The organism is Mesorhizobium sp. ORS 3428 (genome assembly GCF_001854785.1).
In the GTDB taxonomy this organism is placed as follows: domain Bacteria; phylum Pseudomonadota; class Alphaproteobacteria; order Rhizobiales; family Rhizobiaceae; genus Mesorhizobium.
On the sequence record NZ_MDFL01000117.1, the window covers coordinates 58,180 to 72,996 of the forward strand.

Below are 14,817 nucleotides of genomic sequence, written 5' to 3' on the forward strand. Positions count from 1 at the left end.
GAGGGTAAGGGTGAGGGGCAGCGCCAGCGTCAAAAGAAAACGCACCTCACGAGAAAACGCACCTCACGCCGCCTTGTCGCGGACCTGATAGTCCTTGACGGCGGCGAAGCGGATCGCCTTCCAGCGCTCGGCTTCGTAGTTGAGCGAAAAGGCGTGCTGGGCGAGGAACACCGGATCGTTGTCGAGGTCGCGGGCGATGTCGCCGCGATGCGCCTCGATGAAGCGCTGCACGTCCGCCTTGTCGTCGGCCGAGATCCAGCGACAGACGGAAAAGCGCGACATCTCGAAATCCACCGGCAGYGAATATTCGATGTTCAGCCGCTCCTTCAGCACGTCGAGCTGCAGCGCACCGACAACGCCGACGATGGCCGGCGAGCCGTCTTCGGGCGAGAAGAGCTGCACGACGCCTTCCTCGGCCATCTGGTGCAGCGCCTCCTTCAGCTTCTTGGCCTTCATGGCGTCGCCCAGGCGAACGCGGCGCAGGATTTCCGGCGCGAAGTTCGGCACGCCGCGGAACAGGATCTCCTCGCCCTCGGTGAGCGTGTCGCCGATGCGCAGCGTACCGTGATTGGGGATGCCGACGACGTCGCCCGCGAAGGCCTCGTCGGCCGTGACGCGGGTGCGGGCGAAGAAGAACTGCGGCGCCGACAGGCTCATCGGCTTGCCGGTGCGCACGAGCTTGGCCTTCATGCCGCGCTCGAGCTTGCCCGAGCATACGCGGACGAAGGCGATGCGGTCGCGGTGGTTGGGGTCCATGTTGGCCTGGATCTTGAAGACGAAGGAAGTCATCTTCGCCTCGGTCGCCTCCACCGTTCGCTCATCGGCCTCCTGAGCGCGCGGCGGCGGCCCATAGGCGCCGAGCGCCTCGATGAGGTCGCGCACGCCGTAATTGCGCAGCGCCGAGCCGAAATAGACCGGCGTCAGGTGACCCTCTCGGAAGGCGTCGATATCGAGCGGCCGGCAGGCCTCGCGCGCCAGCTCCAGTTCCTCGATGAAGTCGTTGCGCTCGTTTTCCGGCAGCAACCCGGCGACGCGGTTGGAATCCGGGCCGTGGACCGGCGTGCGCTYCTTCTCGTCGTCGCTGCGGCGCACGGCGTTCTGTGCCAGGTGGTAGGTGCCGCAAAACGTCTTGCCGCGGCCGATCGGCCAGGTGACGGGTGCCGTGTCCAGCGCCAGCTTCTGCTCGATCTCGTCGAGGATCTCGAATGGATCGCGGCTCTCGCGGTCCATCTTGTTGACGAAGGTGATGATCGGGATGTCGCGCAGCCGGCAGACCTCGAAAAGCTTCAGCGTGCGCGGCTCGATGCCCTTGGCGGCGTCGATKACCATGACGGCCGAGTCGACCGCCGAGAGCGTGCGGTAGGTATCGTCGGCGAAATCCTCGTGGCCGGGCGTGTCGAGCAGGTTGAAGACGTTGTCGTCATACTCGAAGGTCATCACCGAGGTGACGACCGAGATACCGCGCTCGCGCTCGATTTTCATCCAGTCTGACCGGGTCTGGATGCGGTCCTTCTTGGCCTTGACCTCGCCGGCAAGCTGGATGGCGCCGCCGAACAGAAGCAGCTTTTCGGTGAGCGTGGTCTTGCCGGCGTCGGGGTGGGCGATGATCGCGAATGTGCGGCGGCGCGATACCTCTTCGGGAATGGTCTCGGGCATTTCTTCCAGGCGTTCCGTGTGACAGGCGGCGCTTCTACCAGCGCCGCGGCGGCCTGTCGACATGGATGGGAAATACCTCGGGCCCGCCGCCTCGGCTCAGGCCAGTTCGGCCATGCTTTTCGCTCTCGCGATCTCCGGCAGCCAGCCGGCAAGGGCGCTGCCGATCGCGTCAGCGTGATCTTCCTGCAGACAGTGGGCACCCGGCCCCAGATTGATGAACCGGCAGTTCTTCAGCCCGGCCGCAAATTCCTGTGYCGCCTGCGGCGAGATCAGAGCACCGGGATCGCCCGCGAAAAGCAGTTTCGGATAGGACGAGAGCCGAAGTGCCCGATGATCATACTCGCTGATGGCGGCAACGTCTGCGGGTTGGCCTTCGATCGGCAGTTCTCTCGGCAGGCGCAGCACCGGCTTGCGCGATTGCGGTGTTTGGAAAGGCGCCCGGTAGGCGGCCATCTCCTCGTCGCTCAACGTTCGCAACACTGAGGCTGGCAGCACTTTCTCGATGAAGACATTGTCTTCAAGAACCAGCTTCTCGCCAACGTTCGGCGTGCGCAGCGCCTTGAACAACTCGCGCGCCTGCGGACGCTGGTGAAAATCCGCCCAGCGCTCGAAGGGCCGGATGAATTCCATAAAGGCAAGGCCCAAAACGCGTTGCGGGCGTCGCGCGGCGAGATGGAACGCAAGCGCAGTGCCCCAGTCCTGGGCGACGATCACCAATTCCTTGATATCGAGCGCATCGAGAAAGKCATCGAGGTAGCGGACATGATCGAAGAAGCGATAATCGATGTCGGGCTTGCCCGACTGGCCATAGCCGATGAGGTCCGGCGCAACGCAACGGCCTACCGGCGCGACATGCGGAATGATGTTGCGCCAAATGTAGGAGGAGGTCGGGTTGCCGTGCAGGAACAGCACGGTCGGACCGGACRCACCGGCCTCCAGCCAGGACATGGTGGAATCAAGCACGGCCACTTGTGAGCGCCGCAGTTCGGCGATGCCGGCCTGTTGTCCATCGGTGTTCGAATTCATCGCGCCTCCTCCTTCCCGAATACGGTGCTGAAGATGATTTTCTTGAACCGCTCGAGCGGTTCCGGACTGCGCTCGACCTTCATGCGCAGCATGGCGCCCTGCCAGGACGAGAGCAGGAAATCGGCGAGGTCGTCGGCGTCGAAAGCCCTGGTAATTTCGCCAGCCGCCTGACCTTCGGCGATGCAGGCGGCGAATGGCTGGCGCCAGCGTTCGAAAATGTCGACAAGCCGCAGCCTGAGCGGCTCGCTGTGAACCGCCGTCTCAAGGCTGAGGTTGCCGATCATGCAACCGCGCGCCCAGTCATGCGCCTCAAGCTTCGACGTGATGACATCGAGATAGCGGCGCAGCCTGCCAGCGGCAGGCGTGCCATCGTTTGCCAGCGCATTTTCGACCAGCCCGCTGACATAGGCGAAGTAGCGTTCCAGCACCTCGCCGGCAAACTCCTCCTTGGAGGCAAAGTGGTTGGTGAAGGAGCCCGGGCGGGCTCCGGCCGCAGCGACGATGTCGCGCACGCCGGCTGCGGCATAGCCGGAATTCCAGATGGTCCGGAAACCGGCATCGAGAAGGTTTTCGCGAAGTGATTGTCTAGCCATACGCATATAATACGTACGTACGTATTATTGTCAAGCGCATAAATTTGTGGCGGTATCATCGCCCCAAATTGCCAGGGCGAGGAAACTCCGCCCTCTCATTCACGCACTTCGCTCCCCGCGCCCGCGCCGGGTGATCGAGCGAATTTCGGAGCGCGCGATGCCGATGTCGCGCAGCAAATAGTCAGGCAGTTCGTCCAGCGTGGCGCGGTCCCTGTGGATGCGGACAATGCGCGCGAAGAAACCTGAGCCAGAACGGCAGATTTCGAGGACGGCGACGAAGAAGCGCTGGAATCCCGAGCGGTTTGCTGCGAGTTCCTGTCCAAAGATGGTCATGGCCGTATTTTCCTTCCGATTGAACGATGGGAGGGCCGGCAATCGCCCTCCCAAGGGCGTCGCCGATAAGCGATCAGGTGGCGGCGTATCCGGTCGTCGGATCGAACAGGCGCTTGACTTGCGTGATCTTGGTCGCCGGGAAGCCGCTCATCTTGGCATGGCGCTGGATGATCGCCTCGTCCTTCGCGAGGTAGACGCAGAAGGTCTTGTCGTCCGCCACGAAGGATTCCACCCACTGGATGTCGGGACCGAGCTCGGCCAGGACGGCGTTCGAGGCCTTGGAGGCGTCGCGAAGCTGCTCGCGCTCGAAGGTGCCGACCTTGGGGATCTCCCGTTCGATGATGTATTTCTGYATGTTACAATCTCCTTGATCTGGGGTTCAAATGCCTTCGGGCACCCGACCAGGTCGGTGCCGGTGACATCCCTGGTTCTGCTGAGCTAAATTGCAGCTTGGCTCGCCAGGCAGACGCAGAATTACGGGAGGGGCGGCCGACAGTCCTTACGCCGGCCTTATCTTCTTCTGATCATTCGCCAATTGTCGTTACAGGGATTGCTGCCGATGGGAATTTATTGCTTCGGCGACTTCGAGCTTAACGAGGAATCCCGTGCTCTTCGCCTCGACGGAAACGAGGTCGAGGTGCAGCCCCTGGTCTTCGATTTCCTGGCGACGCTGCTGCGGCATCAGCACCGCGCCCTGAGCAAGGATGAGTTGCTCGAAACGCTGTGGCCCGGCGTGACGGTGACCGAAGCTTCGTTGCAGCGCGTGGCGAGCCTGGCCCGCAGCGTTCTTCGCCAGGGCGGCATGGAGACCACGCTGCGCAACCTGCCTCGCTTCGGCTACCGGATTTGCCTTGATCAGCCGGCCGCTTCGGACGCGAGACCGGCTTCGGGCGGCTCGGGCAGCAAGCCTTCCAGCCCAGATTCACCGATCCTGTCCGCTCGCGCGGCGGCGGCAGCGAGGAAATGGCATCAGGCGGCCGCCTCCTTTGCCGAGGCGGACGCCGCCGGCGAGCTGCTGACAGCCGATCTCGAGGAATGGGCATTGGCGCTGGAATGCATGGGGCGTCCGGCTGAAGCCATTCCGCTCCTGGCGCGTGCGGTGACCGCCAATGGCATGGCCGGCGAGCGCCTGCGCGCGGCTTCACCGGCGATCACCCTTGCCAAGATCCATCTGGAGAGGGGAGATCTTGCTGTCGCCAAGGGCTGGCACAAGCGTGCCGCGCAACTGATCGATACCGCCACCGACAGCAGGGAGCATGGCCTGTGGTGCTGGATGGGGGCGCGCATCATGGGAGCGGAAGCCGAGCCCGAGCAGGCGCTTGCGCTCGCCGAGAAGGCCTTCGAGGTCGGCAAGCATCTCGAAGATCCTGTCGTGGAGTCGCTCGGCCTGATCTATCGCGGCTTCTTCAAACTCTGCCTCGGAGAGACCAAGTCCGGACAGGAAGACCAGGACTTCGCGGCGGCGCTTGGCCTTTCCAGCGACCTGGACCCGATCGTCGGCGGAATTCTCTACTGCAACCTGCTTTGGGCCTGCCGGAATTTTGGCGACTGGTCGAGAGCCAATCAATGGACGCTCGGCTACGAAGACTGGTGCAGGGGACACGGGCTTGAGGATCTTTCGGGCTCGTGCCGGCTGCATCGCGCCGAGGTGCTTGGCGTCCACGGCACGCTGAAGGAGGCCGAGGCGCTGGTGCGCGCCGCGCTCGACCAGCTCGCGCTTGATGCACCCTGGGCGACGGGCGATGCCATGCGCGTTCTGGGCGACATCCATCTCGCSGCCGGCGACTTCGCCGAAGCCGAAACGGCCTATCGCGCTTCCCATGCCGCGGGCTGGGATCCGCAGCCCGGACTTGCATTGCTCCAGATCGAACGGGGAGAGGCGGAGGCTGCCTTCAGCGCGCTCGAGCGTTCCCTGATCGGAAACGGCTGGCCGACCCTGCAGCGACGCGGGCTCGTCCTCGCCACCCTGGCAAAGGCAGCAGCACGGATCGGCCGGCTGGAGCGGGCGAATGAGGTTATCGCCGAGCTGGAAACCCAGCCACAGCGCTGGCCGATGGCATCCATCCGAGCGCTCACCGCTGAGGCCAAGGCTGAACTGTTCACGCAGCAAAACCGCCTGGCCGAAGCTGTGAGAGAGCTGCAGATTGCTTGTTCGCRCTGGAACGAAATCGGCTCGCCGATCAACGTCGCCGATACCAGGCTTTCGCTCGCGGCGCTGCTCATTCAGCTCGGCGATCGTACCGGCGCGGAGCTGGAGCTCGGCACCGCGTTGGCGATCGCAAAGAAAGTCGATTCTTCGCGCCTCATGCGGCGCTGCCAGGGGCTGGAAGGCTTGCTCGGCGGCGCGCAGAAGCTGGTGGTGGGCAGCGCGCAGACTGTTCTCCCTTGAGGTCAAGCCAGCGCGATGGCATGACTGGAGAAAATCCCGCCAAGGCCTGAGGCATGAGCAGCGCAAAACAAGTCATCGTCATCGGTGCCGGCATCATCGGCGCGTCGATCGCCTGGCATCTGACAAAGGCCGGCGCTGGGGTCACGGTCGTGTCCGAGAGCGGCGCCGGCGGTGTCGCAACGCCGAATTCCTTCGCCTGGATCAACGCCAGCTGGGGCAACCCCGAAACTTATTTCCGGCTGCGCATCCGCGCCATGGCGGAGTGGAAAAGACTGGCGCACGACTTGCCCGGCCTGCCGCTCGCCTGGTGCGGCGGCCTGTGCTGGGACCTGCGGGCGGACCGGCTTGAAGCCTATGCGGCCGAACATTCGTCCTGGGGCTATGGTATCGAGCGTGTCGGCCGCGAGCAGTCGGCGAGGATCGAGCCCAATCTTGCAGAGTTGCCCGACTTCGCTCTTTACGTTGCCGAGGAAGGCGTAGCCGAACCGGTTGCCACTGCCAAGGCGCTGCTTGCCGACGCCGAACGGCGCGGCGCGCGGATCGTCGCGGGAACGGTCGATGGCCTGACGCTTTCCGACGGCAAGGTCACAGGCGTCGGCGTTTCCGGCGTAGCCATCGCCGCCGACGAAGTGGTGATCGCCGCCGGTGCCGGCGCCGCGGCAATCGCCTCGACCGCCGGCGTCAAGCTGCCGATCGAGACGCCGCCCGGCCTCATCGTGCATTCGCGGCCCTACAGGAAGCTGCTCAACGGGCTGGTGCTGGCCGAGAAGCTGCATATGCGCCAGACGGCGGAAGGCCGCATCATCGCCGGCTCGGATTTCGGCGGCGGCGATCCGGGCGAGAATCCGGAGGCCACCGCGCGCGAGCTGTTCGCGGCGATGAAGGCGGTGCTGCGCGGCGCCGATGGGCTGGAGTTCGATTTCCACACCGTCGGCTACCGCCCGACGCCGGTCGATGGTTTTCCAATCGTCAGCCGCGCCGACGGCGTTGGCGGCCTCTATCTCGCGGTCACCCATTCCGGCATCACGCTGGCCCCGGCTATCGGCTTGTTTGCCACGCGTGAGATCCTCGACGGCGAGCGCGACGCGCTTTTGGTACCGTACGCGCTGTCGCGCTTCGCTCAGTAGCCGGACGGCCGGCGGAAACCGCCGGTGAGCGCCGCGACCGCCGCCGCGATGCCGAGCAGCCGCGACTCCGACCAGTGCCGGCCGACAAGCTGCAGCCCGATCGGCAAGCCATCGCCGTCCTGTCCGCAAGGTATCGCGACTGCCGGATGGCCGGAATAGTTGAACACCGCGCCGTGAGCAGGCAGCAACCAATAGCTCTCGTCCTTGCCATTGACGCTCAGTGGACTGCCCGGCTCGCAGTGCGGAAAGGCCGTGGTCATCGCAACGGGGCAGAGCAAGGCGTCGCAGCTTTCGAAGAAGCGCTCCCAGGCAAGGATCGACCGGTCGCGGCGGGCGAGCGCCGCGAACCAGCGCGATACCGGCGTCGACTGCTGCGGGGGCTCCGGCTGCGCGGCCTCCAGCATCATGCCGATCAGCCTGCCGCCTTCGGCGAGATCGTCATGCAGATCGAGTTTTGGCAATCTCGCTTCCTCGACACTCGCGCCGGCGGATGCCAGCTGCGCAGCGAGGCCTTCGACGGCGGTGCCGATCTCGGCCGCTACCGGAAAGCCGGGGAAGGCGCTGGCAAAGGCGATGCGCTGCGATTTCAAATCGAGCTTCGGCACTGGCTCGATGGGAACCGGCGCCAGATCGGTGTCCGCTCCGTCCGGCCCGGCAATGATCCGATAGACGAGCGCCAGATCCTCGACATCACGCGCCAGCGGGCCAACGCATGACATCAGGCGCACGCTGCGTGGTGCGCCACCCGGATCGGGGAAAGCGCCGGCCAGCGAGACGCGATGCTCCGTCGGCTTCAGGCCATAGACGCCGCAGAAGGCGGCAGGCAGGCGGATGGAATCCTGCATGTCGGTGCCGACCTCGAACGAAGTCATGCCTGCTGCAACCGCCGCCGCCGCGCCGCCGCTGGAGCCGCCCGCCGTGCGCGACAAATCCCAGGGGTTGCTCGTGCGGCCGAAGAGCGGATTGTCCGACTGCCAGTCGCCCAACATGGTGGCGACATTGGTCTTGCCGACCAGCACGGCGCCGGCTGCCTTCAGCCGAGAGACGACGGCGCTGTCTCTCCTCGGTACATAGTCGGCAAAAGGTGGGAAGCCGACGGTGGTTTTCATGCCAGCCGTCTCGTGCGCGTCCTTCAGGGTGAAGGGCACGCCGTGCAGCGGACCGACCGTGTCGCCGCGGGCCAGCGCCGCGTCGGCTTGTCTGGCGCGCTCGCGCGCGCCCTCCTGGTCGAGSATGACGACGGCGTTCACCGCCTCGTCATGCCGGTCGATCTGCGCCAGATGCGCGTCGAGCGCCTCGACAGCCGAGATCTTTCGCATGGCAATGGCGGCCGCGAGGTCGGCGGTGGACGAGAAGGCGAGGTTCATGACGAGGCTCCGTCTGCTGCGCCGCCATCAACATGGTTGATTTCGATGCGGCTTCAAGCCGAACTCAGCACCCTGCGGACTATGGTGCTTGATCGAAATTGCGCCGACCGATGTTCAGCTTGGCGCGCCGCGGCGGCCCTTTGGTCCTGTCGCTCTTTTTCCAACTACACAGCCAGTGCCAACCGGGCGGCGGCCGGTTCAAACGGACGAATGCCGGTGCCATCCCTGGTCATGGTGACGAAGCTCCCCTGCGGGATCTCGTGCCACGTGCGGCCATCGCGATCGAACGGTTCGGAGACGAGGCAGCGGCCCACACGCTTGGTGAAGGCGGCGGTGTAGAGCGTCGGGGCACAATCGTCGGTAGCGTAGCGCACGGCGTAAAGCGCTCGCCCATCGCTGAAGGCCGCAGTCAGCTTGATCGACGGCTCGATGYCTGCGCGCTGGCACGCTTCGACTACGCGAGCGGTGACGCGCGAAACCGCGCCATACGGATCGCCGGAGAGCCCCTCGCCGATCATCAACCGAAAGAACAGTTCGGAATCTGTTGTGCCTTCGAGTTGATCGAACGACGTATCGGAGAGAGAGTTCTCGAGCGTACGACGGATTTTCTCGAAGCCGCCGATCTGGCCATTGTGCATGAACGACCACCGGCCGGAAACGAAGGGATGGCAGTTCATGCGGCTGGTGGCGCCGCCGATCGCGGCGCGGACGTGCGCGAGAAACAATCCGGATTTGATCTGCCGCCCCAGGCTCTTCAGATTGGGGTCTGACCAGGCCGGCAGGATGTCGCGATAAAGGCCAGGTTCCGGCCGGTCGCCATACCAGGCCACGCCGAAACCGTCGGCATTGGTCGGCGATTTCGCCTCTCGAGCGCGATGGCTCTGAACAATCAGCGAATGGGAGGGTGCGGCGATGACATCCTCCAGGAAAATCGTGTCGCCAAGATAGGCAGCCCACCTGCACATTGTGCCGTCATCCTCTGTCGGGTGCTTCGAACTCGCGAAACAATCCCGTTTCGCCGCTCGTCGGGCGCCACAGATGACAGGGCGACGTGTCGGCGTCCTTACGCCGCGCTTATGTTTCGCTGATCCCTTGCCTGAAGCAGCTTATCGAGTGGCGATCTGGCCGATCCGTCCAGCGCGTGCTGCCCGACCCGTCRGTCATTGACCTTTCGGAAGGTTGAACGTTCAGCCCGCCAACGCCAACCGGGCGGCAGCCGGTTCAAACGGGCGACTGCTGGTGCCGTGCCTGGTCATCGTGACGAAGCTCGACGGTGGGATCGCCTGCCAGTCGCCGCCGTCAYGGTCAAAGGGTTCCGAGACGATGCAGCGGCCGGCGCCCCTGGCGAAGGCGCCGGTATAGAGTGTAGGCGCATGGCCGTCCGTGGCGAAGCGCACGGCGTAGAGCGCCTCGCCGTCGGAAAAGGCCGCTGTCAATTTCAGCGACGGCTCGATGCCGACGCGGCGCGAAGCTTCGATGACGCGGCTGGTGGCGCGGGACACTGCGCCTTGCGGGTCGGCGGACAGGCCTTCGTCGAGCATCAGCAGGAAAAAGAGCTCGGAATCTGTGGTGCCTTCGCGCTGGTCGAAGACCGCGTCAGAGAGCGAGTTTTCCAGCGCTCGGCGGATTTTCTCGAAGCCGCCGATCTGGCCATTGTGCATGAACGACCACCGGCCGGAAACGAAGGGATGGCAGTTCATGCGGCTGGTGGCGCCGCCGGTCGAGGCGCGCACATGGGCAAGGAACAGGCCGGACTTGATCTGCCGGCAGAGGCTTTTCAGATTGGGATCCGACCAAGCCGGCAGGATGTCGCGATAAAGGCCAGGCTCAGGCCGGTCGCCATACCAGGCAAGCCCAAAACCGTCGCCATTGGTCGGCGACTTGGCCTCCTGGGCGCAATGGCTCTGGGCGATCAGCGAATGGCAGGGCGCGGTGATGATGTCTTCGAGGAAGACCGCTTCACCAAAGTAGGCCGCCCACCGGCACATCGCATTCCACCATCTTCAGGCGCGGTCCATGAGAGCCGCCGGCTCTTTCACCGCGTGTGAGCCTCTGTTGTGCGTGCGCTCATAGAGCTCGCGAACGATTCGGCTGGCCGTAGTCTCGAACAGAAACGGCAAGAAAGCGTGAACGAGCGCTGCACCTGCGGCCATCGACAGGCGCGAACAGAACCAGGCGGCAAACGCCATATGGCCGAAATAGGTCTCGCCGACCTTAGCCGGATGAGACGTGAAGAGCGCTGTGAGTCGTGTCGTCATGGTAATCCCTCCTGCCGGGATGAGCCCCGATGTTGAGTATCCTGGCATGTGCCGACGGTTCATCGGTCCCAATTTGTCCTTGTATTAGAGCAAGTTTTGGGACATTCATCCCAATATGGGCTTGCAACTTGATGAAATCGATCGAAGATTGCTGGCGGAGCTGCAGCGCGACGGCACGCTTTCCGTCGACCAGCTGTCGGAGCGSGTAGCGCTTTCGCGCAACGCCTGCTGGCGGCGCGTGAAGCGGCTGGAGGATGACGGCGTCATCACCGGGCGCGTGGCGCTGGTCGATGCCGACAAGCTCGGGCTCGGCCTTTCGGTATTCATCCTGATCCGCACGTCGAACCATGACCCGGACTGGCTGCAGAAATTCCGGGCGGCGGTGACCGGCTTTGCCGAGATCACCGGCGTTTACCGCATGTCCGGCGACCTCGACTATGTGCTGAGGGCCCGCGTCGCCGACGTCAAAGCCTATGATCGGCTCTACCAGCGGCTGATCGCCAAGGTGYCGCTGTCGGACGTCTCGGCCTCCTTCGTGATGGAGGAGATCAAGGAGACGACCGTCGTTCCGGTCGAGCTGCGCTGAGAACCGGCGGAACCTTGCCTCAAAGAAAGCCGTTGATAGGCTCGCCTCGGAGTTGACCGAATCGGCATTAGCGCCGATAGGAATGGGCTCATGCGCATGGCTGTCTCTCCTTCCTCCGTCATCGGTCCGACTGTCGRCTTCGTCAGGTTGCCGCATGGTGAGGGATTGCCGCTGCCGGCCTATGAGAGCGCGGGCGCCTCCGGCATGGATTTGCGGGCCGCGGTACCGGAAGACCGGCCGCTGCTGATCCTGYCGGGAAAACGCGCCCTGGTGCCGACCGGGCTGATCCTGGAAATCCCGGAAGGCATGGAGGGCCAGGTGCGGCCGCGCTCCGGCCTTGCCTTCAAGCATGGCCTCACCGTCCTCAACACGCCTGGCACCATCGACAGTGACTATCGCGGCGAAGTGAAGGTGCTGCTCATCAATCTGGGGGACGAGGATTTCGCGGTGACGCGCGGCATGCGGATTGCGCAGATCGTCTTTGCCGCGGTGACGCAGGTAACGAGCGAGGAGCGCGCGCTCGCCGGCGGCACGATGCGTGGCGCTGGCGGATTCGGGTCGACCGRCACCGCCTGATGCAAATTCCGAAGCTGGTCATTTTCGACTGCGACGGGGTTCTGGTCGATACCGAGAATCTTGCCAACAAACGTCTCGCCGAATGGCTGAGCGCCGCCGGTTTCGCCACCACCTTCGAATATTGCCGCAAGCATTTTTCCGGCCGCAGCATGGTCTCGGTGCAGAAGGAGATCGAAGCGGAGACGGAAGTCAGGCTCGGCGCCGACTTCGTCGAGCGCTGGAATGCCGGGCTGCCCGACCTGTTCGCGCATGGCGTCGAGGCAATCCCTCATGTGCGCGACTTTATCGAGAAGGTTCGCGCCGCCGGTATCGCCTATTGCGTCGCCTCCTCGGCGCGGGTGTCGAAGATGCATATCACGCTCGGCCAGACCGGGCTTTTGCCGCTGTTCGAGCATGCCATGTTTTCCTCCACCATGGTCAGTCGCGGTAAGCCGTTCCCGGACCTCTTCCTTCATGCGGCAAAGACGATGGGCTTCGCGCCGGCCGACTGCATCGTGATCGAAGACAGCGTGGCCGGAACGCAGGCCGGCATTGCCGCCGGCATGCGCGTGTTCTCCTATCACGCCGATCCGTTCTCCGACCGCGACGGCCTGGCGGACGCCGGCGGCATCCTGTTCGACGACATGCGCGAGCTCGCCGGCCTGGTGCCGATACACTGATTTCGTCCCGGCTGCGCGCCGCATCACATGCTCCTCTCGGGATGGCTATGTGAGCACGATGCTCATCCTGGTCCGCGGCGACCGGTCGAGCCGATCGATCAGATCAATCGACGAGAATGTCTGCGCCTTCAGGCGCACGCAGGACCTGTCCTTTCCAGACGCCCGGCGACGAAAAAGCCTATGCAGCGATCAAGGTGACGGTGACCGACGCCACGGCGCCGAGCGGCGAAAGCTGCGGGGAGCCGGCGCCCGAAGCTGTCTCGCACGACATTTCGGTCACCTATCATTGGGACAAGGCCAAGTCGCGTTATGCGAAGGATTCCGACACCTTCGAGAAATTGTCAGCAGAGAACGCCAAACGCTTCTGAGCCAACCGCATTCGTTTGCCCGGTCCGCGCGGCCGCGATAAATTCCCCTCATAATCCCTTTCACAATTGAGGACTCGCCATGGACAAGGGCAAGATTTTTCGCGATCTGCATGCCTCCACCTTCGTCATGCCCAACCCTTGGGATGTCGGCACGACAAAGCTTCTGGCCTCCTTCGGCTTCAAGGCCCTGGCCACGACCAGCGCTGGCTTTGCCTTCTCGCGCGGCCTGCCCGACGGCGCCGTGACGTTCGAGGCGATGATCCACCATTGCCGCGAGGTAACCGCTGCAACCGACCTGCCGGTTTCGGCCGATCTCGAACGCGGCAAGGGCGACAGCGCCGAGCAGGCGGCCGAAACCATCTTCGCGGCCGAAGCCGCCGGCCTTGCCGGCTGCTCGATCGAGGACTACACGGGCGACCCCGACAATCCGATCTATGATTTCTCGCACGCGGTCGACCGCGTCGCCGCGGCCGCGGAGGCGGCGGGGGCGCTCAAGCATGATTTCGTCTTCACCGCGCGCGCCGAGAACTTTCTGCATGGCAGGCCGGACATTGACGACACGATCAAGCGGCTGCAGGCCTTCGAGAAGGCCGGCGCAGACGTGCTCTACGCGCCGGGCCTGAGCGACGTCGACACGGTGCGCACGGTCTGCTCGGCGGTGAGCAAGCCCGTCAACGTCATGGCGCGGCCCGGCTTCACCATCGCCGACCTTGCCATGGCGGGCGTCAAGCGCATCTCGCTCGGGCCGTGGCTGACGAATTTCGCCTATGGCATGCTTGAGGCCGCGGCCCGCGAGATCCAGCAGGACGGCACCTTCGGCTTCGCCCGCACGGCCATGCCGTTCGGCAAGCTGCAGGCGCTGTTCGGCGAGGCCGACGCATGACACTGACCGTCGTCGACATGCATACCGGCGGCGAGCCGGTCAGGATCGTCACCGGCGGTTATCCTGATATCCCGAAGGGGACCATCCTGGAGAAGCGGGCCTATGTGCGCGACAATCTCGATCATCTGCGCAAGCTGCTGATCTTCGAGCCGCGCGGCCATTACGACATGTRTGGCGCGCTGCTGGTCGAGCCGGACCTTCCGGGTGCCGACCTTGCGGTGCTGTTCATGCACAATGAGGGCTATTCGACGATGTGCGGCCACGCCGTCATCGCGCTCGGCCGCTATGCCGTCGACGAGGGGCTGGTCGAGAAACAGGAGCCGGTGACGACGGTGAAGATCGAGGCGCCGTGCGGACTGGTGGTCGCCTCCGTCGAGGTCAAGGGCGGCAAAGCCGGCGCCGTTTCGTTCGAGAGCGTGCCGGCCTTCCTGTTTGCCCGCGACCAGCGGATCGACTTGCATGGTTTTGGCTCGATCGGCTTCGACGTCGCCTATGGCGGCGCATTCTACGCGYTGGCCGATTGCGGACAGTTTGGGCTGGAGTTCGGCCGCAACCGGGTGCGCGATTTCGTCGATGCAGCGACGGCGTTGACCGAGAGGCTGAAGGCCGACTTCCGCCTGACGCACCCCGACCATCCGGACCTCGCCTTTCTCTACGGCACCATCCTGACCGACGGGAAGGATGCCTTCTCTGGCGAGCCGACGAAGAACATCTGCGTGTTCGCGGAGTCCGAGGTCGACCGCTCGCCGACCGGGTCCGGCGTTACCGCGAGGCTGGCGGCCATGCATGCCAAGGGCGAGATCGCCATTGGCCAGACCAGAACCTTCGAAAGCATCGCCGGATCGCGCTTTTCAGGCGCGGTGGCCCGGACGACGCAGGCCGGCCCGCATGAGGCGATCATCGCCCGCGTCGGCGGCCGCGCCTATTACTGCGGGCGCGCCGAATTCATCGTCGAGCCGGACGATGAGTTGGGGCGCGGCTTCCTCCTGCGCTGAG

At 64.6% G+C, this 14,817-nt stretch carries 17 protein-coding genes; 8 read left to right on the forward strand and 9 right to left on the reverse strand.

The genetic code is table 11. The features are described 5' to 3' along the window. Positions 1–63: 63 nt before the first annotated feature. The 5 genes from ORS3428_RS16510 to ORS3428_RS16530 all read right to left on the reverse strand — a co-directional run bounded on the left by ORS3428_RS16510 (position 64) and on the right by ORS3428_RS16530 (position 3,963). Complete coding sequence (locus tag ORS3428_RS16510) at positions 64–1,656, reverse strand: peptide chain release factor 3 (protein ID WP_071099400.1); 1,593 nt, start codon at positions 1,654–1,656, stop codon at positions 64–66. 96 nt (positions 1,657–1,752) lie between these two features. Further along, complete coding sequence (locus ORS3428_RS16515; protein WP_071099355.1) at positions 1,753–2,682, reverse strand: haloalkane dehalogenase; 930 nt, start codon at positions 2,680–2,682, stop codon at positions 1,753–1,755. Next, positions 2,679–3,275: a TetR/AcrR family transcriptional regulator gene (locus tag ORS3428_RS16520; RefSeq protein ID WP_071099401.1), complete on the reverse strand. Its 597-nt coding sequence runs from the start codon at positions 3,273–3,275 to the stop codon at positions 2,679–2,681. Before ORS3428_RS16520 ends, ORS3428_RS16515 begins: the two co-directional genes overlap by 4 nt. Positions 3,276–3,374: 99 nt before the next feature. Then, entirely contained in the window at positions 3,375–3,650 is a 276-nt protein-coding gene (locus ORS3428_RS16525; protein ID WP_131802906.1) for a DUF1127 domain-containing protein, read from the reverse strand. Between the two features lie 31 nt (positions 3,651–3,681). Next, a complete protein-coding gene (locus tag ORS3428_RS16530) occupies positions 3,682–3,963 on the reverse strand; it encodes a DUF4242 domain-containing protein (RefSeq protein ID WP_071099357.1) in 282 nt (93 codons plus the stop codon). A 204-nt stretch (positions 3,964–4,167) separates the two neighbouring features. Between ORS3428_RS16530 and ORS3428_RS16535 the strand changes: the two genes are divergently transcribed. Both ORS3428_RS16535 and ORS3428_RS16540 read left to right on the forward strand, forming a co-directional pair. Continuing rightward, entirely contained in the window at positions 4,168–5,997 is a 1,830-nt protein-coding gene (locus tag ORS3428_RS16535; RefSeq protein WP_071099358.1) for a winged helix-turn-helix domain-containing protein, read from the forward strand. A gap of 53 nt (positions 5,998–6,050) precedes the next feature. Further along, positions 6,051–7,124 (forward strand): NAD(P)/FAD-dependent oxidoreductase, encoded by a 1,074-nt coding sequence (locus ORS3428_RS16540; protein WP_071099359.1) that lies wholly within the window; start codon positions 6,051–6,053, stop codon positions 7,122–7,124. Here the strand turns inward: ORS3428_RS16540 and ORS3428_RS16545 are convergent. The 4 genes from ORS3428_RS16545 to ORS3428_RS16560 form a co-directional block, all read right to left on the reverse strand. Further along, positions 7,118–8,491, reverse strand: coding sequence for an amidase (locus ORS3428_RS16545; RefSeq protein ID WP_071099360.1), 1,374 nt, complete (start codon positions 8,489–8,491; stop codon positions 7,118–7,120). The genes ORS3428_RS16540 and ORS3428_RS16545 overlap by 7 nt on opposite strands. A 164-nt stretch (positions 8,492–8,655) precedes the next feature. Next, the gene (locus ORS3428_RS16550; RefSeq protein WP_071099361.1) at positions 8,656–9,456 is read right to left on the reverse strand and encodes a class II glutamine amidotransferase; all 801 of its coding nucleotides are present in this window, start codon (positions 9,454–9,456) and stop codon (positions 8,656–8,658) included. Positions 9,457–9,678: 222 nt separating this feature from the next. Beyond that, positions 9,679–10,479, reverse strand: a complete 801-nt coding sequence (locus ORS3428_RS16555; RefSeq protein WP_071099362.1) for a class II glutamine amidotransferase — start codon at positions 10,477–10,479, stop codon at positions 9,679–9,681. A gap of 15 nt (positions 10,480–10,494) precedes the next feature. Beyond that, positions 10,495–10,749, reverse strand: a complete 255-nt coding sequence (locus tag ORS3428_RS16560; protein ID WP_071099402.1) for a DUF6356 family protein — start codon at positions 10,747–10,749, stop codon at positions 10,495–10,497. 115 nt (positions 10,750–10,864) lie between these two features. On the opposite strand from ORS3428_RS16560, the gene ORS3428_RS16565 reads away from it, so the two are divergent. From ORS3428_RS16565 to ORS3428_RS16590, 6 genes are all read left to right on the forward strand, one after another. Beyond that, positions 10,865–11,335, forward strand: a complete 471-nt coding sequence (locus tag ORS3428_RS16565) for an Lrp/AsnC family transcriptional regulator (RefSeq protein ID WP_071099363.1) — start codon at positions 10,865–10,867, stop codon at positions 11,333–11,335. Between the two features lie 90 nt (positions 11,336–11,425). Next, complete coding sequence (dut, locus tag ORS3428_RS16570; RefSeq protein WP_071099364.1) at positions 11,426–11,911, forward strand: dUTP diphosphatase; 486 nt, start codon at positions 11,426–11,428, stop codon at positions 11,909–11,911. Next, entirely contained in the window at positions 11,911–12,570 is a 660-nt protein-coding gene (locus ORS3428_RS16575; RefSeq protein ID WP_071099365.1) for an HAD family hydrolase, read from the forward strand. Before dut ends, ORS3428_RS16575 begins: the two co-directional genes overlap by 1 nt. Positions 12,571–12,686: 116 nt before the next feature. Beyond that, positions 12,687–12,938, forward strand: coding sequence for a hypothetical protein (locus ORS3428_RS16580; protein WP_071099366.1), 252 nt, complete (start codon positions 12,687–12,689; stop codon positions 12,936–12,938). A gap of 79 nt (positions 12,939–13,017) precedes the next feature. Then, positions 13,018–13,821, forward strand: coding sequence for an isocitrate lyase/PEP mutase family protein (locus tag ORS3428_RS16585; RefSeq protein WP_071099367.1), 804 nt, complete (start codon positions 13,018–13,020; stop codon positions 13,819–13,821). Beyond that, positions 13,818–14,816 carry a proline racemase family protein gene (locus tag ORS3428_RS16590; RefSeq protein WP_071099368.1) on the forward strand — a complete coding sequence of 333 codons (999 nt, stop codon included), beginning with the start codon at positions 13,818–13,820 and terminating at the stop codon, positions 14,814–14,816. The genes ORS3428_RS16585 and ORS3428_RS16590 overlap by 4 nt, the downstream gene beginning before the upstream one ends. Position 14,817 lies beyond the last annotated feature (1 nt).